The organism is Sphingomonas canaveralia (assembly GCF_047238125.1).
Taxonomy (GTDB): Bacteria; Pseudomonadota; Alphaproteobacteria; order Sphingomonadales; family Sphingomonadaceae; genus JBDFMH01.
In genome coordinates, this window is the sequence record NZ_JBDFMH010000001.1 from 133069 (window position 1) to 154498 (window position 21430).

The following is a 21430-nucleotide window of genomic DNA, read 5'->3' on the forward strand; positions in this document are numbered from 1 at the left end:
CTTATCCAATGTCCGCTAAGCAAAGAAGACAACTGCCATAGTCAGAATCCCGTTCTGAAACAGTAACGATCAAGTTATTGAAGCGGTTAGGATTTGTCATGCTCGGCGCGTGTGACTGCGGTCAGCGTGGGCATCCGGCCAGCCGCGCTTCGATCCCGGTCCACAACGCTGCGAACTGGGCGGCGACGGGGCCGTGGGCGGCATAGCTGCCGAGCGGCGCGCGTCGCTGACCCATCTGCTCGACCACGCTGGCCATGCCGATCACTGGCCAGTCCGGATCGGCGGCGAGCGCCGCGGTGTGGAGCGCGCGGCGGCGATCGACCATCGAGAAGACGGGCAGGATCGGCGCGTGGCGCCCATGTTCGCGCGCGAGATGCGCGACGACCTCATCGAACGCGCGCCGCGACAGCGCGGAGGGGACGACGGGCACCAGGATCAGGGTCGCGGCGCGCATCGCCTGATCCGCGGTCTCGGTCAGCCCGGGCGGGCAATCCAGGATGATGCGATCATGCGTCCTGTCGAGCGCCTCGATCAGACGCGTCATCCGCTTCTTCTTGCCGAGCCCGAAGAAGAAGCGATCGAGCCCGCGCAGCGAGGCATCGGACGGCAGCAGATCGAGGCCCGGCGTGGCCGTGGCGCGGATCAGCCGATCGGGCGCGATGTCGCGCGCGAACACGGCCTGCGCCTCGTCCCGCACCATCGCATCGCCGCCCAGGATGAAGGTGGAGGCCGCCTGCGGATCGAGATCCCACAGCAAAGTGCGCCGCGCAGAGTTGACTGCGGCGGCCCAGGCGAGGTTGACCGCCAGCGTGGTCTTGCCGACGCCACCCTTCAGGCTGAACACCGCGATCGTCGCCATCCCGCCACGCTGCCGATCGATTGTGACGGCAGCGTGGCGGGCAGCGGATCAGGCTGCCGCCGCCGAAGATGCGCGCCGGCGCAACGCCGTGCCCGCGACGCCGAAGCCGCCGATCATCAGCGCCCAGGCGGCCGGCTCGGGCACCGCGGGGCCGCCAAGCGCGGTATAGTTGATCGTGACCGTCGAGACGCCGCTGTTGTTGAACCAGCCCGAGCCGTCCACCGAGCCGAGGAACAGGCGGGTGGCGCCGGCGGGCGCGAAGAAGGTCTGCACGGTGCCGGTGCCGGTGCCGGTCAGGCCGTCCCCGATCCAGAAGATCTGGCGAAGCTCGGGCGCAAGCGTGGTGAAGGACAGGCCGTCGTCACGCTTGGCCGGCGCGGTGCCGCCGGGCGTGCTGTCATCGAGAAAGACGCCCACCAGCCCGTTGGCCGCGACACCGGTCGCACCCGAAATGCCGAGTGCATCGCCCATTGTGATAAGGAAGCTTCCGTCAGCGCTTGCTGCAGGGACGCCGCCGGCGAAATCGAAGCCGCCGACCGCCGCGAACGTGATCGACTGGCTGGTATCGAAGCCGGTCAGCGCCAGCGTGGGCGATTGGTCAGGCGCGGTATCGCCCAGCGCGACGGCTCCGTCGGGCGCGCCGGCCAGGAACGGATTGTCGTTGCCGTTGACCGTGACCACGGTGGTCGCGGCCTGGCCCGTGCCCGCAAGCGACGCCATCGCCGCGGCCGCCATCATAGCATATCTGTTCATGTCGATCCCCTGGTTCGCGCCCGCGTCATGCGAATGCTCAAAGGGGACAGGCGTGGGATTGGCGGCCAACCCGTCAACGTGGATCCGGACGATATTCGACTGTGTCGAAACGGGACGTATGTCCCGCTACAGGATCTCGCGGATCGCCTCGGGCGGCCGGCCCAGGCGGACGCCCTTTTCGGTTTCCACGATCGGCCGTTCGATCAGGATCGGGAAGCGGACCATGGCATCGAGGATGGCATCGTCGCGGCCATCGGCCAGTGCCTTCGCCTCGGGCTCGGCATGGCGCAGGATATCGCGCGGAGAAAGGCCGCCCTTGTCGAGCAGCCGCTCGATCTCGGCGCGGGTCGGCGGCTGCTTGAGATATTCGACGATCTCGACTTCGACGCCGGGCGTGTCGTTCAGGATCGCCAGCGCCTCGCGCGACTTGGAGCAGCGCGGATTATGCCAGATGACTGCCTTCACTGCCCGTCCTTCGCCAGCCATTGTTCCAGCCACTTGATCGTATAGTCGCCCGACTTGAATTCGGGATCCTCGATCAGCTTCTGGTGGAGCGGGATCGTGGTCTTGACGCCGTCGATAACGAATTCCTCCAACGCGCGGCGCAGGCGGCGGATCGCGCCGTCGCGGCTGGTGCCGTACACGATCAGCTTGGCGATCATGCTGTCGTAATAGGGCGGCACCTTATAGCCGGCATAGAGGCCGCTATCGACGCGGACATTCATGCCGCCGGGCGCGTGATAGCCCTTCACCAGCCCGGGCGAGGGCGCGAAGGTGCGCGGATCCTCTGCATTGATGCGGCATTCGATCGCGTGGCCGCGGAACACGACGTCTTCCTGGCGCAACGTGAGCGGCTTGCCATCGGCGATGCGGATCTGTTCGCGCACCAGATCGAGGCCGGTGATCGCTTCCGTCACCGGATGCTCCACCTGCAGGCGGGTGTTCATCTCGATGAAATAGAATTCGCCATTCTCGTACAGGAATTCGATCGTGCCCGCGCCGCGATAGCCCATGTCGGCCATCGCCTTTGCCACGCGATCGCCCATCTCGCTGCGCTGGGCGGCGGAGATGACGGGCGAGGGCGCTTCTTCCAGCACCTTCTGGTGGCGGCGCTGGAGCGAGCAGTCGCGCTCGCCCAGATGGATGGCGTTGCCGTTGCCATCGCCGAAGATCTGGAATTCGATATGGCGCGGATCGCCGAGATATTTTTCCATGTAGACGGTGTCGTCGCCGAAGGCCGATTTCGCCTCCGACCCCGCCTGCTGCATCAGCGTCTCGAGCTGGTCTTCCGACGGCACGACCTTCATGCCGCGGCCGCCGCCGCCCGAGGCGGCCTTGATCAATACGGGATAGCCGATCTCGGTAGCAACCGCCTTGGCCTGTTCGATCGACTCGAGCGGCCCATCCGACCCCGGCACCAGCGGCAGGCCGAGCTTGGCTGCGGTCAGCTTCGCCTCGATCTTGTCGCCCATGGTGCGGATATGTTCGGGCTTGGGGCCGATCCAGATGATCTGGTGGCTTTCCACGATTTCGGCGAAGCGGGCATTCTCGCTGAGGAAGCCGTAGCCCGGGTGGATCGCGTCGGCCCCCGAGATTTCGGCGGCGGCGATGATGTTGGGGATGTTGAGATAGCTTTCGCCGGCCGGCGGCGGGCCGATGCAGACGGCGTGATCGGCGAGCCGGACGTGCATGGCATCGGCATCGGCGGTGGAATGGACCGCGACTGTCTTGATGCCCATTTCATGCGCGGCGCGGTGGATGCGAAGCGCGATTTCGCCACGATTGGCGATCAGGATCTTCTCGATGGCCATGCCGCCTTACTCGACGACGACGAGCGGCTGATCGAATTCCACCGGCTGGCCATTTTCGACCAGCACCGCCGACACGCGGCCCGCGCGCGGCGCCACGATCGGGTTCATGACCTTCATCGCCTCGACGATCAGCAGCGTATCGCCGGCTTCGACCCGGGTGCCTGCGGCGGCGAAGGCCGGCGCGCCGGGCTCACCCGCCAGATAGACGGTGCCGACCATCGGCGAGCGGACCGTGCCGGGATGATCGCCGGCCGGATCGACCGCGGGCGCGGCGGCGGCGGCAGGCGCGGCGGCGGGGGCCAGTGCCGGCGCTGCGGCGGGCGCGGCATGATAGATGGGGGCGGCGGCCACGGCGGCGGCCTGGCGGACCACGCGGATGCGGCGATCGCCGTCCTGGACCTCGATCTCGGTCAGGTTGCTGGCATCGAGCAGTTCGGCCAGGTGGCGGACCAAGCCGGCATCGACCTGCATCGCGCCCGGCGCGTCGGAGGTGTCGGTCATTGAGGACCCTTCAAATCTGTTCTGCAATCGGCCGCCTCTGTCAGAGCTTGGCCGCCGCGTCCAGCGCAAGCAGATAGGAGAGCGCACCGAAACCCGCGATCGTGCCTTTCGCGGCCATGCCGATCAGGCTCTTGTGGCGAAAGGCTTCGCGGGAATGCGGATTCGACAGATGCACCTCGATCACCGGCACGCGGATCGCCTTGATGGCATCGTGCAGCGCGACCGAGGTGTGGGTGAAGCCGCCCGCATTCAGCAGCACCGCGCGCGCGGGCAGCGCATTCGCCTCGTGCAGCCAATCGACCAGATGGCCTTCATGGTTGGACTGGCGCAGATCGACCGTGAGGCCGAGCGCCTGGGCATGATCCTCGCACCGGCCGGCAATGTCGTCGAGCGTATCGTGCCCGTAGATCTCGGGCTCGCGCAGGCCGAGCAGGTTGAGGTTAGGGCCGTTCAGGATGAAGACGGTTTCGGCCATATGGGTTCCGCTCTCTTGCAGCCACGCTATAGGAGACCGACCTACCCGTTCGTGTCGAGCGAAGTCGAGACACGTTTCGCCTGGCCCTCGCGTCCCTCGACTTCGCTCGGGACGAACGGAGACTGACATCGACATGAGCACCGACGGCACGATCAGCATCCGGGTGAATGGCGAGCATCGCCGCGTGAACGACGGCATGACCATCGCCGAGCTGGCGCACGAGCTGGGTCTGGCCCCCGAGAAGGTGGCGGTGGAGCGCAACCTGGCGGTGGTGCCGCGATCGACGCTGGCGAACGTGAAAATCGAGGACGGCGACGAGTTGGAGATCGTGCATTTCGTGGGCGGGGGCGATCATGCCGCGGCCGTGGACGAGGACCGTTGGACGGTGGCGGGGCGCAGCTTCCGATCAAGGCTGATCGTGGGCACGGGCAAGTACAAGGATTTCGCGCAGAACGCGGCGGCGGTGGAGGCATCGGGCGCGGAGATCGTGACGGTGGCGGTGCGGCGCGTGAACATCGCCGATCCAAAGGCGCCGATGCTGACCGACTATATCGATCCCAAGCGGATCACCTATCTGCCGAACACCGCCGGCTGCTTCACGGGGGACGAGGCGGTGCGCACGCTGCGGCTGGCGCGCGAGGCGGGCGGCTGGACGCTGGTGAAGCTGGAAGTGCTGGGCGAGGCCAAGACCCTCTATCCCGACATGCTGGAGACGCTGCGCGCGACCGAGATTCTGGCCAAGGAAGGGTTCGAGCCGATGGTCTATTGCGCGGACGACCCGATCGCGGCGAAGCGGCTGGAGGATGCCGGCGCAGTGGCGATCATGCCGCTGGGCGCGCCGATCGGATCGGGGCTGGGGCTGCAGAACCCGGTGATGATCCGCCTGATCGTGGAAGGTGCCAAGGTGCCGGTGCTGGTGGATGCGGGCGTGGGCACCGCATCGGACGCGGCAGTGGCGATGGAGCTGGGCTGCGACGGCGTGCTGATGAACACCGCGATCGCCGAGGCGCGCGACCCGATCCTGATGGCGGCGGCGATGAAGGCATCGGTGGAAGCCGGGCGGATGGCGTATCGCGCGGGCCGGATGGGCAAGCGCCGCTATGCCGATCCGTCGAGCCCGCTGGCGGGACTCATCTGAGCGGATGAAGGCTTCGACGAGCCTGCTGCGGCGCGACATCGACGACGAGCGGCCGGACCAGGACCGGGTGGGGTTCGTCGAACTGTTCTTCGACCTGGTGTTCGTGTTCGCGGTGACCCAGCTGTCGCACGCGCTGCTCGACAATCTGACACCGGGCGGCGGGCTGCGGATCGCGATCCTGGTGACGGCGGTGTGGTGGGTGTGGATCAACACCACCTGGGCCACCAACCGGCTGGACGTGGAGCGGCTGCCGGTGCGGTTCGCCATCTTCGCGATGATGGCGGCGGGGCTGGTGCTGGCGATGGCAATCCCCAAGGCGTTCGATACGCGCGGACTATTCTTCGCGGGCGCGTTCGTGGCGATGCAGTTGGGGCGGAGCCTGTTCCTGCTGTGTGCGGTGCGCGGCCAGGATGCGGACCAGGCCAGCCATTTCCGCCGGGTCTGCGTATGGACGGCATTGTCTGCTATTCCCTGGATCACCGGCGGCTTCAGCGGTGGTGAGACGCGGCTGGCGCTGTGGGGGCTGGCGATCCTGATCGAGGCGGCGGCGCCCGCGATAGGGTTCCGGGTGCCCGGGCTCGGCCGATCGAGCTTGCGCGACGGCGGCGTATCCGGCGAGCATATGGCCGAACGCTGCGCGCTGTTCGTGATCATCGCGCTGGGCGAATCGATCTTGGTGACGGGGGCGACCCATGCCGATCTCGACTGGTCGGGGTTGAGCTTCGCCGCACTGGGCACCGCCTTTGCCGGATCGCTGGCGCTGTGGTGGATCTATTTCGCGATCGGCGCGCGCCAGGCCAGCCAACGGATCGCCGAAAGCGGCGAGCCCGGGCGGCTGGCACGCAACGCCTATACCTATCTGCACCTGCCGATCATCGCGGGGATCATCGTATCCGCCGCATCGGACGAGATCGTGATCGAGCATCCCGGGGGCGCCGTGAAGACGGCCGAGGCGATCGCGATCACCGGCGGGGCCGCGCTGTACCTGCTGGGGGCCGCGCTGTTCAAGCATGCGACCGCGGCGATCCGCTTTCCCGTCTCGCACCTGGCCGGGATCGGCGTGTTGGGGGCGGCGTTCGTGTCGCGCGGCTGGCACAGCCCCTTGTCGCTGGCGATGACGGTGACGGCCATCCTGATCGGCGTGGCGGCATGGGAGGCGTGGGCGCTGCGCCACATCGATCCCGACGCAGGGGCAGGCGAAAACGGGATCGTAACGGAACCGTCCGCCTAGATTTAAGTTATGTTTTCCGAAGCCTGCGCGTGTGTGGCGCAGGCCAGACCGGAGACTTTAGAGATGGGTGAATTCACCGACAAGGTCGCAGCTGCCGGCAACAAGGTCGCGGGCAACGTGAAGGAAGCCGTCGGCAAGGCAACCGATAACGAGCGGCTGGTGGCCGAGGGCGAAGCCCAGCAGGCCAAGGGCACCGCGCAGGACGTCAAGGGCAGCGTCAAGGGCGCGCTCGGCGACAAGATCTGATCGCATACCCATTTGGGTCGCAAAGCAACGTCGCCGGAGACGCAAGATCTCCGGCGGCGTTTTCATGTCTGCAATCGATCGATCAGCCGGCGTAACGCACCTGGCTGACGCGTGCGCGGCGCAGCGCGGCGCCGACCAGACCGAAGCCACCGATCATCAATGCCCATGCAGCCGGTTCCGGCACGGCCGAGACGACGGCAGTGAAGGTGGCATTGGCAACCGCAGTGATACGCGGGCCGCCATGATGCCCGCCATGACCATAGGTGTCGAGCAACGCCGGGGTGGCGAAGCTGCTGCCGCCGCCCATGCCGGTCGCCACGCCCAGGAAGGTGAGCGGTACCGGGCCGATCGAGCTGCGGCCATCATAGCCGATGAGCGCGGGCGACCGGAACACGGCGCCGAGGCCAGTGGCGGAGTCGCCGAAGCCGATGATGCCGAGATCGGAGGCCGCGCCGAACCGAAGTGAACTGCCAAGATCGATCGAGAAGCCGCGATAGCTGGCGGTGAAGCTTTCGAGCTCGAAGATATTGGCGGTCAACCCGCCGATCGTCGTCTGGCCATAGACTTCGGTATCGCCCATCCCGACGAAGCTGAGCGGCGCAGTGATCGTGCCGAAGATCGGCACGCCGGCGATGCCGAACGTGCCGGCCAGCGTATAGGTGACGGGTGCGGCCGACGCCGGCGCCGCGGCCAGCGCGGCGATGCAGCAGGTGACGGCCAGAAACGCGCGCTTCATCATTCGATCCCCCAAAGTCGGATCGATCGATGCCGCGCGGCGCGGCCCTTTTCAAAAGCCGCCGATGGTTAACATTGTCCGATTCAGGGACGGTCGCGGCCGGTGTCCGATATCGGAACGGTCAACGCGGCGCCGCCCGCAGCGCCGATACGGTAACGGCGGGCGCGATCCGCTCGACATCGGTCTTTAGGTGGATCAGCGCGACGCCGGGCTGGGCCAGCGCTTCGGCCAGAACATCCGGGAAGGCGGCGGTTTCGCTGACGGTCGCGGCCCAGGCACCGAAGGCGCGGCCGAGTGCTGCGAAATCGGGATTGGCGAGATCCGTGCCCGAGATGCGGCTAGGGTAGCGGCGTTCCTGGTGCATGCGGATCGTGCCGTAGGAACCGTTATCCACCACCAGCACCAGCAGCCGGCAACCGGAGACGATCGCGGTCGCCAGTTCCTGCCCGTTCATCAGGAAATCGCCATCGCCCGCGATCACCGCGACCCGGCGATTGGGATGGCGCAGAGCGGCAGCGACGCCGGCAGGCAGGCCATAGCCCATCGCCCCTGCGGTCGGCGCCAGCTGACAGACCGGGCCGGCATAGCGCCAGTAGCGATGCCACCAGCCGGAGAAATTGCCGGCGCCGTTGCAGATGATCGTATCGGCGGGCATCGCGGCGCGCATCGCCGCCACGCAGGGGCCGAGATCGAGCATATCATCGGTCGGCTGCGGGGTGGCCCAGGCCTGCCATTCGGCATTGGCCTCGGCCCCGTCGGCGAAATCGATCACTTCCGAATCCCAATGGGCGGCTAGCTCGGCAAATTCATGCGTGTCCGCGCAGATCGCGAGATCGGTGCGATAGACGCTGCCCAGTTCCGCGGGGTCGGGGTGGACGTGGATCAGGATCTGGCCGGGATGATCTGGGGTGATCAGCGTGTAGCCATCGGTGGTCGCCTCGCCCAGCCGGGGGCCGACGACCAGCAGCAGATCGGCCGCCTTGACGCGTTCGAGCAGCTTGGGATTGGGGCCATAGCCCAGATTGCCGGCATAGACCGTGCAATCGTTCGCGATCGCATCCTGGCGGCGGAAGGCGGCGGCGACGGGGATGCCGTGGCGCGTGGCGAATTCGGCGAAATGATGCGCCGCGCAGCCATCCCAATCGGCTCCGCCGACGATGGCGAGTGGGGCGGCGGCATCCTTCAGCAGATCAAACAGCGCGATCATCGCGCCGGGATCGGCGGCCTGCGCCGGCCGCTCGACGCGGGGGCGATCGACCGCCACCACTTCGTCGCACAGCATATCCTCGGGCAGCGCGATCACCACCGGCCCGGGGCGGCCGGCCATCGCCACCGCATAGGCGCGGGCGACATATTCGGGAATGCGGGCGGCATCGTCGATCCGCGTCGCCCATTTGGCGAGCGGGCGGAACATGGCCACCAGATCGACTTCCTGGAACGCCTCGCGATCGCGATCGCCGCGGGCGACATCGCCGATGAACAGGATCATCGGCGTCGAATCCTGCATCGCGACATGGACGCCGATCGATGCGTTGGTCGCCCCCGGCCCGCGGGTGACGAAGGCGATGCCGGGCCGCTTGGTGAGCGCGCCGTCCGCCTCCGCCATATAGCCCACGCCGCCTTCCTGCCGGGCGACGACGAGATCGATCTCCGGGCTGTCGTGCAGCGCATCGAGCACGGCGAGATAGGATTCGCCCGGCACGCAGAAAATGCGATCGCATCCCTGCGCCAGAAGGTTGTCGACGAGAATGCGGCCGCCGGTGCGGGGGGTGCTGGTCATTGGCGGCGTATAGCGGGGGCGGGGCGGGGGGCCAAGTTCCTCCCCGGCACGGGGAGGGGGACCATCCGAAGGACGATGGAGGTAGGCCTCCGCCAGCGCTGCGGTTGCCGCACACCCCTCCACCACGGCTGCGCCGCGGTCCCCCTCCCCTTGCAGGGGAGGATCGTGACCGCCTAAGCGGCCCCCCATGACGCGCTTCTCGTTCGACATTCATGCCCGCGACGGGCTGGCGCGGCTCGGCACCATAAGGATGGCGCGCGGGGATATACGGACGCCAGCGTTCATGCCGGTCGGGACCGCGGCCACGGTGAAGGCGATGAAGCCGGGCGATGTGCGCAAGGCCGGAGCGGACATCATCCTGGGTAATACCTATCACCTGATGCTGCGGCCGACCGCGGAGCGGGTGGCGCGGCTGGGCGGGCTGCACCGATTCATGGGGTGGGATCGGCCGATCCTGACCGACAGCGGCGGTTACCAGGTGATGAGCCTGGCCGACCTGACCAAGCGATCCGAAGACGGGGTGTCTTTCAAAAGCCATCTCGACGGATCGCGGCACATGATTTCCCCCGAGCGATCGATCGAGATCCAGCGGCTGCTGGGTTCGAACATCGTGATGGCGTTCGACGAGCTGGTGCCGACGACATCGACGCGCGACGTGCAGGCGGCAGCGATGGAGCGATCGATGCGCTGGGCGCGCCGCAGCCGCGATGCCTTCGATGCCGGCAGCGAGCATGCCGAGCAGAATGCGATCTTCGGCATCCAGCAGGGCGCGCTGGACGAGGGGCTGCGGCGGGCGAGCGCCGAGGCGCTGATCGAGATCGGGTTCGACGGCTATGCGGTCGGCGGGCTGGCGGTGGGCGAGGGGCAGGACGCGATGTTCGCCTGCCTGGACCATGCCACGGGGATGCTGCCAGCGGACAAGCCTCGCTACCTGATGGGGGTGGGCAAGCCCGACGACATCGTGGGCGCGGTGGTGCGGGGGATCGACATGTTCGATTGCGTGATGCCGACGCGCAGCGGCCGCACCGGCCAGGCATTCACCCGCGACGGGCCGGTCAACATCCGCAACGCCCGCTTCGCCGAGGATCGCGCGCCGCTGGACCCCGAATGCGGCTGCGCGGTCTGTGCGACCTGGGAACGGGCCTACATCCATCACCTCGTGCGATCGGACGAGATATTGGGCGCGATGCTGATGACCGAGCACAATATCGCCTTCTACCAGGCGCTGATGGCGGACCTGCGCGCGGCAATCGGGCGGGGGGAATTGGGCGCTTTCGCGGGTGCGTGGGTGGGGCGGTATCGGGCTTAGCTGATTGCGTCATCCCGGACTTGATCCGTCCAGCCGCGTGGCGTTCGGTTGCGGAAGAGGAAGCTGGATCCCGGATCAATTCCGGGATGATGAATTGGGTGAGGCGGGCGGTAGCGTCCTGATCCGGGCGAGGATGGCGGCGCGATCTTCATCGTCGGTGGACGACCAGCGTGCGATCTCGTCGAGCGTGCGGGCGCAGCCTAGGCAGAGGCGGGCGGCATCGTCGAGACGGCAGACGCCCGTGCAGGGCGATGCCACCGCCATTCAATCGGCCTTGGTGGTGCCGAAACCATAGTTGAGGAATTCGGGGAACGGGCCGTTCCAGCCATCATCGGGCCCGTCATCCTCATCCCGGCGGCGTTCGCGGCGGGGGCGATCGGCACGGTCGGCAGCACGCGGCTCTTCGTGCCGGGGTCGATCGTCGCGGCGGGGACGGTCGTCGCGGCGAGGACGATCCTCGCGCGGGGCGGCGTCTTCGATCGCTGCGGCCTCGGGCGCAGACGCCGGCTCGGCGGGGCGATCCGAACGGCTGCCACGGCGGCGCTCGCGCTTCGGGCGGGCGGCGGCCTCGGCAACGGTCTCGATCGGATCGGCCGCAGGCGCGGCGGAAGCGAGCCGTTCGATCTTCGTGCCGGTCAGCTTCTCGATATTGTCGACCGCCTCGGCATCGTCGGGCGTCATCAGCGTGAACGCCTTGCCGGTGGCACCCGCGCGGCCGGTGCGGCCGATGCGGTGGACATAATCGTCGGGATGCCAGGGCACGTCGAAGTTGAAGACGTGGCTGACGCCCTTGATGTCGAGCCCGCGGGCAGCGACGTCGGACGCGACCAGGATGTTGATCTCGCCGGCCTTGAAGCGATCGAGCTCGCGGATCCGTTCCGACTGCTCCATGTCGCCATGGATCTCGCCCGCGGCATAGCCCGAACGCTTGAGCGAGGTCGCAAGCTCGCGCACCGTGGTCTTGCGGTTGGAGAAGATGATCGCGGTGCGCACGTCATCGGCCTGAAGCAGCCGCACCAGCGTATCGCGCTTGGAGCGCGCGCTGGTCTCCACGATGCGCTGCTCGATCAGCAGGTTGGTGGAGGCGGGGCGGGCGACTTCGATCTGCTTCGGATTCGACAGGAAGCGATCCGACAGCTTCTTGATCGGCGCCGGCATTGTGGCCGAGAACAGCAGGGTCTGCCGGGTGGCAGGCAGCTTCGTGCAGATCGTCTCGATATCGGGGATGAACCCCATGTCGAGCATGCGATCCGCCTCGTCGATCACCAGGATCGAGCAGCCGGACAGCAGGATCTTGCCGCGCTGGAAGAGATCCATCAGCCGGCCAGGCGTGGCGATCAGCACATCGACGCCTTTCTGCAGCGCCGCCAGCTGATCGCCCATCGACACGCCGCCGATCAGCAGCGCCATCGAGAGCTTGTGATACTTGCCGTATTTCTCGAAATTCTCGGCGACCTGGGCGGCCAGTTCGCGCGTGGGTTCCAGGATCAGGCTGCGCGGCATCATCGCACGCGCGCGGCCATGCGCCAGGATATCGATCATCGGCAGCACGAACGACGCCGTCTTGCCGGTGCCGGTCTGCGCGATACCGATCAGATCGCGGTTCATCAGCACGGGGGGGATCGCCCCGGCCTGGATCGGCGTCGGCTCGCTATAGCCGGACTCATCCAGCGCGCGCAGCAATTCATCAGAGAGGCCGAGATCGGCGAAGGTCATGGGCGATCCGGAAATGGGCACCCGCGCGGGTTGCCAGTTACCGGCCGCGCTTGCGGGCGAAGGGGCCGATTGTCAAGGAAACATCGCCCGGCAGCGCTCAGCGACGCTCGCCGCGGATCATGTCGATCATGCGGCGGCGCTTGGGCTTGGGCGGCGGCACGGGTTCGGCGGTAAGCGTGCGGAAGCGTTCGATCTCGCATTCGCCGCCCGAGCGGGCATGGACGGAATCGCGATCCGCGCAGATCCGGCGATCGGACGCGGGGATCAGATAGAAGCCGCGATAATAATCGAGCGTGGGGCAATTGTCCGAGAATTCCGCGCGCAGCCGCAGCCCGCCACGCAGGATCAGGTCGATCCGGTCCTTGCCCGACAGGGCGGCCGCGGCCACGCTGTCGGCCGCGATGCAGCGCGGGCCGTTGCCTTCCTTCCAGCGCATCGGCGTCTGCGCGGGCACCGGCCGGGTCGGCACGCGCAGGATCACGCGCTGGCGGATCGTCAGCTGCGCGATCGCGACCACCGGGGGCAGCGGTGCCGCGGCGGGCGCACCGGCGGCAAGGAGCGCGCTCAGCGCCAGGGAGGACATGATTCGGGCGGCATGACGACGCGAGCGACCTTTATCCGATCGTTTGAACAGGGGATTAATGCTGCCGGATCGGCCGGTAGCGCGCTATGCAGCGGCATGATCGACGAAAAGCTGCTCGACAAGCTCGAAAACCGGCTCGGCCCACGCGGTTTCACCCGCGATCCCGATGCGATCCGCCCCTGGCTGACCGATTGGCGCGGCGCGCGGACGGGGGCGAGCGCGGCGCTGCTTTCCCCGGCCGATCCGGCCGAAGTGCAGGCGATCGTGGCGCTGGCCGGCGCGGCGGGCGTGCCGCTGGTGCCGCAGGGCGGCAACACATCGATGGTGGCGGGTGCGACTCCGCCGGCCGACGGATCAGCGCTGCTGGTATCCTTGCGGCGGATGGATGCGATCCGCAGCCTTTCCGCTGGCGACGGGATGATCGTGGCGGAGGCGGGGGCGATCCTTTCGAACGTGCACGACGCGGCGGCGGTGCAGGGGTGGCGGTTCCCGCTGTCGCTGGGCGCCAAGGGTTCGGCCACGATCGGCGGGCTGGTTTCCACCAATGCCGGCGGCACCCAGGTGCTGCGCTTCGGCACGATGCGCCAGCTGTTGCTGGGGATCGAGGCGGTGCTGCCAGACGGATCGCTGTTCGAGGGGCTGGCGCCGCTGCGCAAGGACAATCGCGGCTACGACCTGCGCCAACTGCTGGCGGGCGCGGAAGGCACGCTGGGGATCGTGACCGCGGCGGCGCTGCGACTGGTGCCGGCGATCGGGGCGCGCGGCGTAGGCTGGGCGGGGCTGGCCGATCCCGCCAACGCACTGCGGCTGCTGCGCGCGCTGGAAGCGCGGCTGGGCGACGCGATCGAGAGTTTCGAGCTGGTGCCGGGCGATGCGCTGGATCTGGTGCTGCACCATGTGCCCGGCACACGCGCACCGCTGGTCGGCCGCCACGCCTGGCACGTGCTGATCGAGGCGACCAGCGCGCGCGCCGATTCGGGGATCGAGGCGGCGCTGGGCGATGCGCTGGCGGCGGCGCTGGAGGACGGCGTGGTCGAGGATGCGACGGTTGCCGCGAGCGAAGCGCAGGCGGCCGCGCTGTGGCGGATCCGCGAGGCCGTGCCCGAGGCCGAGCGTGCCGACGGATCGAGCGTGAAGCATGACGTGTCGGTAGCAGTCGCGGCGATGCCGGGTTTCATCCTGTCCGCACGGGCGGCTGTCGAGGCGCGGTTCACGGGCGCGCGGGTGATCGCGTTCGGCCATCTGGGCGATGGCAATGTCCATTTCAACGTCCGTCCGCCGGCCGGGCCCGACGGAGCCGCCTGGATCGCGGCGCACGGGCCCGCGGTGAACGGCTTCGTCCACGATCTGGTCGGGCAGGCGGGGGGATCGCTTTCCGCCGAGCATGGCATCGGCCAGACCCGGCTGGCCGAATTCGCGCGGGTGGGCGGCGCGGCGCGGCTGGCGGCACTGGCGGCGATCAAGACGGCGATCGATCCGCGCGGCATCATGAACCCGGGCAAGCTGGTGCCGCTTGCGCCATATCGGGCAGCACAATAGACGCGGTTGCCAAGCTAATGCCTGTCCCTGATCGCGCAGAAGGGTGCGATCGCGGACGACCTGTTTCTCTGGGAGAGTATTGATGGCCAGTGCTTCGCCGGCAAATGTGCTGCCGCTGTTCTACAACCAGCTCGAGCCGCTGAGCTCGACCGTCCACAGCGACTGGAACGTGCGCCAGCTGAACGCCGCACCGTTCCTCGCGTCTGCCCACGCCGTGCCGCTGACGGTCGAGGAATTCGGGATCGCGCAGCGCCACTACCCGATCGTGTTCTCGGTTGGCCCCAATCCCGTGCCGCTGGCGCTGATGGGGCTGAACGAAGGCGTGAACGTGTATTTCGCCGAGGACGGCCAGCTGCGCGAGGACGTCTATGTGCCGGCCTATGTGCGGCGCTATCCGTTCATGCTGGCCAAGCTGCGGCCCGATACGGACGAGCTTTCGCTGTGCTTCGATCCGACCGCCGAGGTGGTCGGCAAGTTCGAGGAGGGCGAGCCGCTGTTCAGCGATGCCAAGCCGTCTGAGCGGACCCAATCGATCCTGCAGTTCTGCGAGCAATTCGAGACCGCCGGCCAGCGTACTGCCGCGTTCGTCAAGGAACTGAGCGACAACAAGCTGCTCATCGACGGCGAGATGACGATCCAGACCGATGCCCAGCCCGACAAGCCGTTCGTCTATCGCGGCTTCCAGATGGTTTCGGAGGATGCGGTGCGCGAGCTGCGCGGCGACGTGGCGCGCAAGCTGATCCAGCAAGGCGTGCTGCCGCTGGTCTACGCCCACCTCTTCTCGCTCTCGCTGGTGCGCGATATCTTCAATCGCCAGGTGCTCCAGGGCAAGAACCCGCAGCCAACCGTACAACTGGCCTGATCGGGAGACGATATGATGCGCGACGCGGCGATGGCCCAGCAACGGTACAGCCGCGGCGCAATCGCCTTCCACTGGACGATCGGACTGCTGGTGATCGTGAACCTCGCGATCGGCATCGGCCATGATGCGCTGGAAGGCTGGCCGGTGATGCCGATCCACAAGGCGATCGGGATCACCGTGCTGTTCCTGAGCGTCGCGCGGCTGGCGTGGCGGCTGACGCACCGGCCGCCGCCGCTGCCGCCGATGCCCGGCTGGCAGGTGGGCGTGGCGCACCTGACCCACTGGCTATTCTACGTCTTCATGATCGCCATCCCGTTCAGCGGCTGGTGGTTTTCCTCCGCCGCCAAGACCCCGCGGCCGATCAGTTGGTTCGGCCTGTTCGACGTGCCGCTGCTGCCGGTCGAGCGCGCCACCGCGATCGCGGGCGCGATGCACGAGGCGCACGAGCTGATGGGCTTCGCGATGATCGCGCTGATTCTGCTGCATGTCGGCGCCGCGCTGAAGCATCATCTGATCGACCGCGATGCCACGCTGGTGCGGATGGCGCCGGTCCTGCGCCAGCGCTAAGCCATTCCACCGGGCCAATCTTTTTTGGTTGATGCGGGCTTGAAAGCTATTTGCACCGCGCCTATCTTGGAGATGGTACGCAGGCCGTGTTTCCCCCTTTCGCGGCTTGTTACCAGCGCGCCTCCGGGCGCGTTCCTCCCTGAACCTTGGCCACTCCGTGCTTCTTGCACGGGGTGGTTTTTTCATTCGGCAGCCGCGGGAAACGCGTGGTCGTCGATCGTGGCGGCCAGGCTTTCGGCGAGTCGCGCCAAGGCCGCCGCGGTGGCGGGGAGGCCAGGGCCCGGATCGCGCAGGCCCGGCTGAAGATAGAGGCTGCGGCACAGCTCGATCTGGATCGCATGGCGGCCGATCGACGGCGCGGCATGCCGTTCGAGCGTGAAGCCGCCGGCATAGGGGCGATTGCACGCCACGCGCAGACCGCTGTCGCGCAACGACCGTGCGGCCGCGAGCGCGAAACGGGGTGCGGCAGACCGCCCGAACAGATCGCCGATCACGGCATCGGATCGATGACCCTGCGGATCGGCGGCAAGCGGCGGCATCGAATGGCAATCGACCAGCAGCGCCGTGCCGAAGCGCGCGGCCGCGGCATCCAGCGCGTCAGCGATCGCGGCATGATAGGGGCGGTGATCCTCCGCGATCCGACGCCCGATTTCCGCTGCCGGCAACCGGGCATGGCTGATCGTGGCACCTGCGATCCGGCGCGGGATCAGGCCGAGCCCGCCGCGCAGCCGGGCGGTGGCGATGGCGGCCGGGCCGGGGAGCGCGCCATCGACCATCGCGACGTCGATTTCGCGCGGATCGCGGTTCAGATCGATCCAGGCGCGTGCGCGGGTGGCGACGATCGCAGTCGCGCCGGCGGCGATCAGCGGCACGAGCAGCCGATCGACCAGCCGATCCTCCAGCATCGCCAGCCGATCCTGCGGCAGGACGGCATTGGCGAGAAGCGCGGGCGGATAATCCTGCCCGGCATGGGGTACGGCGAATACCAGCGGGCTGGCGGGCACGCGCGGGCCATGGCGGACGAAGGCAGGCAGCACGTAGCCACGCTAGGCGGTTGCCGGCACGCGCGCAAATCATCGCAGCGGCGCGCGCAATGGCTGGAAAATGTTAAGCCCTGCGCGCATAATGGCGGTCCCACGCGGCGCTGAGACGGGGGACGGCGAATATGGTGCGCATCTTGCTCGCCGAAGACGATAATTCCATGCGCGAGTATCTGGTCCGCGCGCTGGAGCGGACCGGCTATTCGGTGACCGCGGTCGACCGTGGCACGGCAGCGCTGCCGCTGATCGAGGCCGAGCGATTCGACCTGTTGCTGACCGATATCGTGATGCCCGAGATGGACGGGATCGAACTGGCCCAGAAGGCGGCGCAGATCGCGCCTGCGATGCGCGTGATGTTCATCACCGGGTTCGCCGCGGTCGCGCTGAAGATGGGCGGAACGCCCGCCAATGCGCGCGTGCTTTCCAAGCCGTTCCACCTGCGCGATCTGGTGCTCGAGGTGAACCGCATGTTCGAGATCGGCGACGCCAGCGGATTGTGACGCGGCCGCCGCCGACGGGGCTTGCGGACGGCAAATCCCTCGGCTAGGGGACCGCCTCCCCGTGGGCGTGTAGCTCAGTGGTAGAGCACTGTGTTGACATCGCAGGGGTCGCAAGTTCAATCCTTGCCACGCCCACCATTAAAAGCCCCGCCGCCCCAACGGGTTGGCGGGGCTTTTTCATTTGCGTTCCGCGGAGCGCGGGTGGCGATCAGCCGGCCATGATCTCGGCCACCTTGGCGGACAATTGTTCGATGGCGAACGGCTTGGTGATCATATCCATGCCGCTGCCCAGGAAATCGGCGCGGATCGCGGCATTCTCGGCATAGCCGGTCACGAACAGGATCGGCAGATCGGGGCGCTGGCGGCGGGCCAGCTCGGCCAGCTGGCGGCCATTGATGCCGGGCAGGCCGACATCGGACACCAGCAGATCGATGCGGCGATCCGAATGGAGGATCGGCAGCGCCGAATCCGCATCGGCCGCCTCCAGCGTGGCATAGCCCAGTTCCTCGAGCACTTCGCGCACCAGCAGCCTGACCGAGCCGTCGTCTTCCACCAGCAGCACGGTCTGGCCCTGGCCCTGATGCGTGACGGCAGGGGCGGCGGCATCGGGCAGCGCATCGCCACTGACCGGCAGATATATCTTGACCGAGGTACCGCCGCCCGGGTGGCTGTGGATGCGGACCTGGCCGCCCGACTGGCGTGCGAAGCCATAGACCATCGACAGGCCGAGCCCCGTCCCCTGGCCAAGCGGCTTGGTCGAGAAGAAGGGTTCGAACACCTTTTCCAGGACGTCGGGCGGCATGCCGACGCCGCTGTCGGACACGGCGATGACGACGTAGCGCCCGGGCGTGACATCGGGCCGGGTGGCGGCATAGGCGGCATCGAGCGTGACCGCGCCGGTCTCGACCGTCAGTTGCCCGCCATCGGGCATGGCATCGCGCGCGTTGATAACGAGGTTCAGGATCGCGCTTTCGAGCTGGTTGGCATCGGCCACCGCCAGCGGCAGATCCTGCGTGGTGACGATGCGGAGCACGATATTCTCGCGGATCGACCGGCGCAGCAGATCTTCCAGACCAGCGGCGAGCGCGTTCACATCGACCGGGCGGGCATCGAGCGACTGGCGACGCGAGAAGGCGAGCAACCGCGCGGTCAGCGCGGCGGCGCGCTGGGCGGAGGTGGCGGCGGCATCCATGAAGCGTTCGAGATCATCGGTCCGGCCATCGGCCAGCCGGCGCTTCATGATATCCATCGCGCCGATCACGCCGGTGAGCATATTGTTGAAATCATGCGCGATGCCGCCGGTGAGCTGACCGACGGCTTCCATCTTCTGGCTCTGGCGAAGCGCGGCTTCGGCGCGGCTGCGGCTGGCCATCTCGGCTTCCAGCTCGGCCGTCCGTTCCGCCACCTTCTGTTCGAGCGTGCGGGCCAGCCGATCGAGCTCGAGTTCGGTCTGCTTACGCGCGGTGATGTCGATCACCGTGCCGATGAAGCGGACGACGCGGCCATCCTGGAAGATGCTGCCGCCCTTGGCCGCGATCCAGCGTTCGACGCCGTCGCCCAGGCCGATGGTGCGATATTCGATGTCGTAGACGCCGTCGCCGCCCGGATCCATCGCGCGTTCGACCGCGGCGCGGGCGGCGTCGACATCGTCGGGATGGAGGCCCGGATAGAAGCTGTCCGCCAGGCTGATCTCCGCATCGGCAGGCAGGCCGAACAGCGCCTTGCAGCGCGCATCCCAGCGCAGCCGATCGGTGGCGGGATCATAATCCCAGGTGCCGATATCGGCCGCATCGGTCGCCAGCCGCAGCCGTGCCTCGCTGTCGGCCAGGTCGCGCATCCGATCGCGCATCTCGAACTGCTTCTGCCGGGCACGCATGGCCGATGCGATGCTGGTGAGCAAAGTGGCCGAACCCAGCGGCCGTTCCAGCACGACGACGTTGGTGATGGCAGGCGGCAGGCCGTGGCGCACCTCGAGCGACGAACGGCTGCGCGCACGGGAGGGCGCGCAGAACAGGATGAACGGGATATCGGACCAGGCCGGTTCCGCCTCCAGCGCGGGGACCAACGAATCGAGACCAGTCGCGAGCGCCTCCTCGGTCAGGATGATGACGCCTGTATCGTCGCCCAGCGAAGCCGCCACGCCGGCCAGATCACCGTGAATCTCCGGCGAATAGCCCTCCTGGAGCAGCAGCTGGGCAAGGCTTTCCGCGTCGCGGCCATAGGGCGCCACGATGAGGACGCGGAAGCCTTCTCCAGCGGTCCTATGCACTTAGCCGCGGTCTTCCATCAGCGGCGTGGGGATGCCGACATAATGGGGCGTGCCGGTGAGTACGCCGTTGAAGCCGGCAAGCGGGGCCCCGACGCGGACGCCCTGGGCATCGATGCGCAGCTCGCGGATCGTATCCTCATGGTGGCCGCCGCGATTCTTGAGCACCGAGATCGCCTTGCGGATGCGGCCCTCGGCTTCGAAGAAGCGCAGCAGCAGGACCGCATCGGCGACGTACGAGACGTTCAGATTGCTTGCCATCGTGCCGATCAGGCCCTGCTGCGGATTGATCAGGAAGGTGACGACACCATTCTGGCTGAGGAAGGACAGGAGTTCGTGGATCTGCAGGATCAACTGCTGTTCCTGCGGCATCGCAGCCAGATAGCCGTTGAGGCTATCGATCACGATCATCCGGCTGCCGCGCTCCTCGACTTCCGCGCGGACGGCAGCGGCGAACTCGCCCGGCGACAGTTCGGCCGGATCGACCTGGCGGACGGTGAGGCAGCCGCTTTCGATATGGGCCTTGATATCGATGCCGAACGCGCGGGCGCGGGCGTTCAGCGTGCCGATCCGTTCATCGAACTGGAAGATCGAGCAGCGTTCGCCGCTGCGGCACGCTTCATCGATGAAGCGCAACGCGATCGTCGTCTTGCCGGTGCCTGCAGGGCCGGTGATCAGCACGCTGGTGCCACGCAGCGGCCCGCCGCCCATCAGCGCATCGAGCCCTTCCACCCCGCTGGCGACCGATCCCCCGTCGAATTCGACATGATGATCGGCCGCGACCAGCCGCGGATAGATTTCCAGCCCGCCCTTACGGATCGCCAGATCATGATAGCCGGCGATAAAATCGACCCCGCGCAGCTTTTGCACCTGCATCCGACGGCGCGCAGGTCCGAAATCGAGCGTCAGCCGCTCCAGCGTGATCACGCCGTGGCACAGGCTGTGGAGGTGCGTATCACGACCATCGGCATGGCCGGTCAGATCGTCTACCAGCAGCACGGTGCAGCTGCGGCCGACGAAGAACTGCTTGAGGCCCAGCACCTGGCGGCGATAGCGCAGCGGATCCTGCGCCAGCAGACGCATCTCCGACAGGCTGTCGAAGACCACGCGGGTGGGCTTCACCCGCTCGACCTCCGCCTCGATCAACGAGACCGTCTGGCCGAGCTCCATTTCCCAGCTGTGCAGGATCGACTGATCCCGCCCGCTGCCGAGCACATCGGCGGCCGAATCAAATTCGAAGATGTCGATCGCATCGAGCGACCAGCCATGCGATTCCGCGACGGCCTCCAGCTCCTCCTCGGTTTCCGAAAGGGTGATGTAGAGCACGCGTTCGCCCTGGGCGACGCCTTCGAGCAGGAACTGGAGTGCGAGCGTGGTCTTGCCCGATCCGGGCGTGCCTTCCAGCAGGTACAGCCGATCGCGCGGCAGGCCGCCGCGCAATATTTCATCCAGGCCGACATTGCCGGTGGAAATCTTCGCAAAAGTCATAAGCCGTGCGCACGCCTTCACTGGGCCTGA

Annotated in this window: 22 protein-coding genes and 1 tRNA gene; 9 read left to right on the plus strand and 14 right to left on the minus strand. The window is 67.5% G+C overall.

Features of this window, described 5'->3' with window-relative positions:
• Positions 1–121 precede the first annotated feature (121 nt).
• The 6 genes from ABC347_RS00670 to aroQ form a co-directional block, all read right to left on the minus strand.
• Positions 122–859: a ParA family protein gene (locus ABC347_RS00670; protein WP_413243865.1), complete on the minus strand. Its 738-nt coding sequence runs from the start codon at positions 857–859 to the stop codon at positions 122–124.
• Positions 860–907: 48 nt separating this feature from the next.
• Positions 908–1612 carry a PEPxxWA-CTERM sorting domain-containing protein gene (locus ABC347_RS00675; RefSeq protein ID WP_413243866.1) on the minus strand — a complete coding sequence of 235 codons (705 nt, stop codon included), beginning with the start codon at positions 1610–1612 and terminating at the stop codon, positions 908–910.
• A gap of 126 nt (positions 1613–1738) precedes the next feature.
• Entirely contained in the window at positions 1739–2077 is a 339-nt protein-coding gene (gene arsC / locus ABC347_RS00680) for an arsenate reductase (glutaredoxin) (RefSeq protein ID WP_413243867.1), read from the minus strand.
• Positions 2074–3423: an acetyl-CoA carboxylase biotin carboxylase subunit gene (gene accC / locus ABC347_RS00685; RefSeq protein WP_413243868.1), complete on the minus strand. Its 1350-nt coding sequence runs from the start codon at positions 3421–3423 to the stop codon at positions 2074–2076. The genes arsC and accC overlap by 4 nt, the downstream gene beginning before the upstream one ends.
• Before the next feature lie 6 nt (positions 3424–3429).
• On the minus strand, positions 3430–3924 hold the full coding sequence (accB, locus tag ABC347_RS00690) for an acetyl-CoA carboxylase biotin carboxyl carrier protein (RefSeq protein ID WP_413243869.1): 495 nt from the start codon (positions 3922–3924) through the stop codon (positions 3430–3432).
• A 40-nt stretch (positions 3925–3964) separates the two neighbouring features.
• Positions 3965–4399, minus strand: a complete 435-nt coding sequence (aroQ, locus tag ABC347_RS00695) for a type II 3-dehydroquinate dehydratase (protein ID WP_413243870.1) — start codon at positions 4397–4399, stop codon at positions 3965–3967.
• A 133-nt stretch (positions 4400–4532) separates the two neighbouring features.
• On the opposite strand from aroQ, the gene thiS reads away from it, so the two are divergent.
• From thiS to ABC347_RS00710, 3 genes are all read left to right on the plus strand, one after another.
• Positions 4533–5537 (plus strand): sulfur carrier protein ThiS, encoded by a 1005-nt coding sequence (thiS, locus tag ABC347_RS00700; protein WP_413243871.1) that lies wholly within the window; start codon positions 4533–4535, stop codon positions 5535–5537.
• Between the two features lie 4 nt (positions 5538–5541).
• Entirely contained in the window at positions 5542–6768 is a 1227-nt protein-coding gene (locus ABC347_RS00705; RefSeq protein ID WP_413243872.1) for a low temperature requirement protein A, read from the plus strand.
• A 63-nt stretch (positions 6769–6831) separates the two neighbouring features.
• Positions 6832–7014 (plus strand): CsbD family protein, encoded by a 183-nt coding sequence (locus tag ABC347_RS00710; protein WP_413243873.1) that lies wholly within the window; start codon positions 6832–6834, stop codon positions 7012–7014.
• An 82-nt stretch (positions 7015–7096) separates the two neighbouring features.
• Here ABC347_RS00710 and ABC347_RS00715 read toward each other — a convergent pair whose 3' ends face one another.
• Together ABC347_RS00715 and ABC347_RS00720 are read right to left on the minus strand one after the other, a co-directional pair.
• Entirely contained in the window at positions 7097–7750 is a 654-nt protein-coding gene (locus tag ABC347_RS00715) for a PEPxxWA-CTERM sorting domain-containing protein (protein WP_413243874.1), read from the minus strand.
• 121 nt (positions 7751–7871) lie between these two features.
• Positions 7872–9530, minus strand: a complete 1659-nt coding sequence (locus tag ABC347_RS00720) for a thiamine pyrophosphate-binding protein (protein ID WP_413243875.1) — start codon at positions 9528–9530, stop codon at positions 7872–7874.
• Positions 9531–9717: 187 nt separating this feature from the next.
• Between ABC347_RS00720 and tgt the strand changes: the two genes are divergently transcribed.
• Positions 9718–10839 carry a tRNA guanosine(34) transglycosylase Tgt gene (gene tgt, locus ABC347_RS00725; RefSeq protein ID WP_413243876.1) on the plus strand — a complete coding sequence of 374 codons (1122 nt, stop codon included), beginning with the start codon at positions 9718–9720 and terminating at the stop codon, positions 10837–10839.
• A gap of 75 nt (positions 10840–10914) precedes the next feature.
• Here tgt and ABC347_RS00730 read toward each other — a convergent pair whose 3' ends face one another.
• The 3 genes from ABC347_RS00730 to ABC347_RS00740 all read right to left on the minus strand — a co-directional run bounded on the left by ABC347_RS00730 (position 10915) and on the right by ABC347_RS00740 (position 13138).
• Entirely contained in the window at positions 10915–11103 is a 189-nt protein-coding gene (locus tag ABC347_RS00730) for a DUF1289 domain-containing protein (RefSeq protein WP_413243877.1), read from the minus strand.
• Positions 11104–12555, minus strand: coding sequence for a DEAD/DEAH box helicase (locus ABC347_RS00735; protein WP_413243878.1), 1452 nt, complete (start codon positions 12553–12555; stop codon positions 11104–11106).
• Between the two features lie 97 nt (positions 12556–12652).
• Positions 12653–13138 (minus strand): hypothetical protein, encoded by a 486-nt coding sequence (locus tag ABC347_RS00740; RefSeq protein WP_413243879.1) that lies wholly within the window; start codon positions 13136–13138, stop codon positions 12653–12655.
• 96 nt (positions 13139–13234) lie between these two features.
• Between ABC347_RS00740 and ABC347_RS00745 the strand changes: the two genes are divergently transcribed.
• The 3 genes from ABC347_RS00745 (at position 13235) to ABC347_RS00755 (ending at position 16106) form a co-directional block, all read left to right on the plus strand.
• Positions 13235–14677: an FAD-binding oxidoreductase gene (locus ABC347_RS00745; protein ID WP_413243880.1), complete on the plus strand. Its 1443-nt coding sequence runs from the start codon at positions 13235–13237 to the stop codon at positions 14675–14677.
• A gap of 82 nt (positions 14678–14759) precedes the next feature.
• Entirely contained in the window at positions 14760–15539 is a 780-nt protein-coding gene (locus ABC347_RS00750) for a SapC family protein (RefSeq protein ID WP_413243881.1), read from the plus strand.
• Between the two features lie 12 nt (positions 15540–15551).
• A complete protein-coding gene (locus ABC347_RS00755) occupies positions 15552–16106 on the plus strand; it encodes a cytochrome b (protein WP_413243882.1) in 555 nt (184 codons plus the stop codon).
• A gap of 182 nt (positions 16107–16288) precedes the next feature.
• Here the strand turns inward: ABC347_RS00755 and ABC347_RS00760 are convergent, their stop codons facing one another.
• On the minus strand, positions 16289–17143 hold the full coding sequence (locus ABC347_RS00760; protein WP_413243883.1) for an N-formylglutamate amidohydrolase: 855 nt from the start codon (positions 17141–17143) through the stop codon (positions 16289–16291).
• A gap of 128 nt (positions 17144–17271) precedes the next feature.
• Here ABC347_RS00760 and cpdR point away from each other — a divergent pair, with 128 nt between their 5' ends.
• Positions 17272–17646 carry a cell cycle two-component system response regulator CpdR gene (cpdR, locus tag ABC347_RS00765; RefSeq protein ID WP_413243884.1) on the plus strand — a complete coding sequence of 125 codons (375 nt, stop codon included), beginning with the start codon at positions 17272–17274 and terminating at the stop codon, positions 17644–17646.
• Between the two features lie 63 nt (positions 17647–17709).
• Positions 17710–17784: transfer RNA gene (locus ABC347_RS00770), tRNA-Val, on the plus strand.
• A 70-nt stretch (positions 17785–17854) separates the two neighbouring features.
• Here ABC347_RS00770 and ABC347_RS00775 read toward each other — a convergent pair.
• Both ABC347_RS00775 and ABC347_RS00780 read right to left on the minus strand, forming a co-directional pair.
• A complete protein-coding gene (locus tag ABC347_RS00775) occupies positions 17855–19915 on the minus strand; it encodes a hybrid sensor histidine kinase/response regulator (RefSeq protein ID WP_413243885.1) in 2061 nt (686 codons plus the stop codon).
• A complete protein-coding gene (locus ABC347_RS00780; protein ID WP_413243886.1) occupies positions 19916–21400 on the minus strand; it encodes an ATPase domain-containing protein in 1485 nt (494 codons plus the stop codon).
• Positions 21401–21430 lie beyond the last annotated feature (30 nt).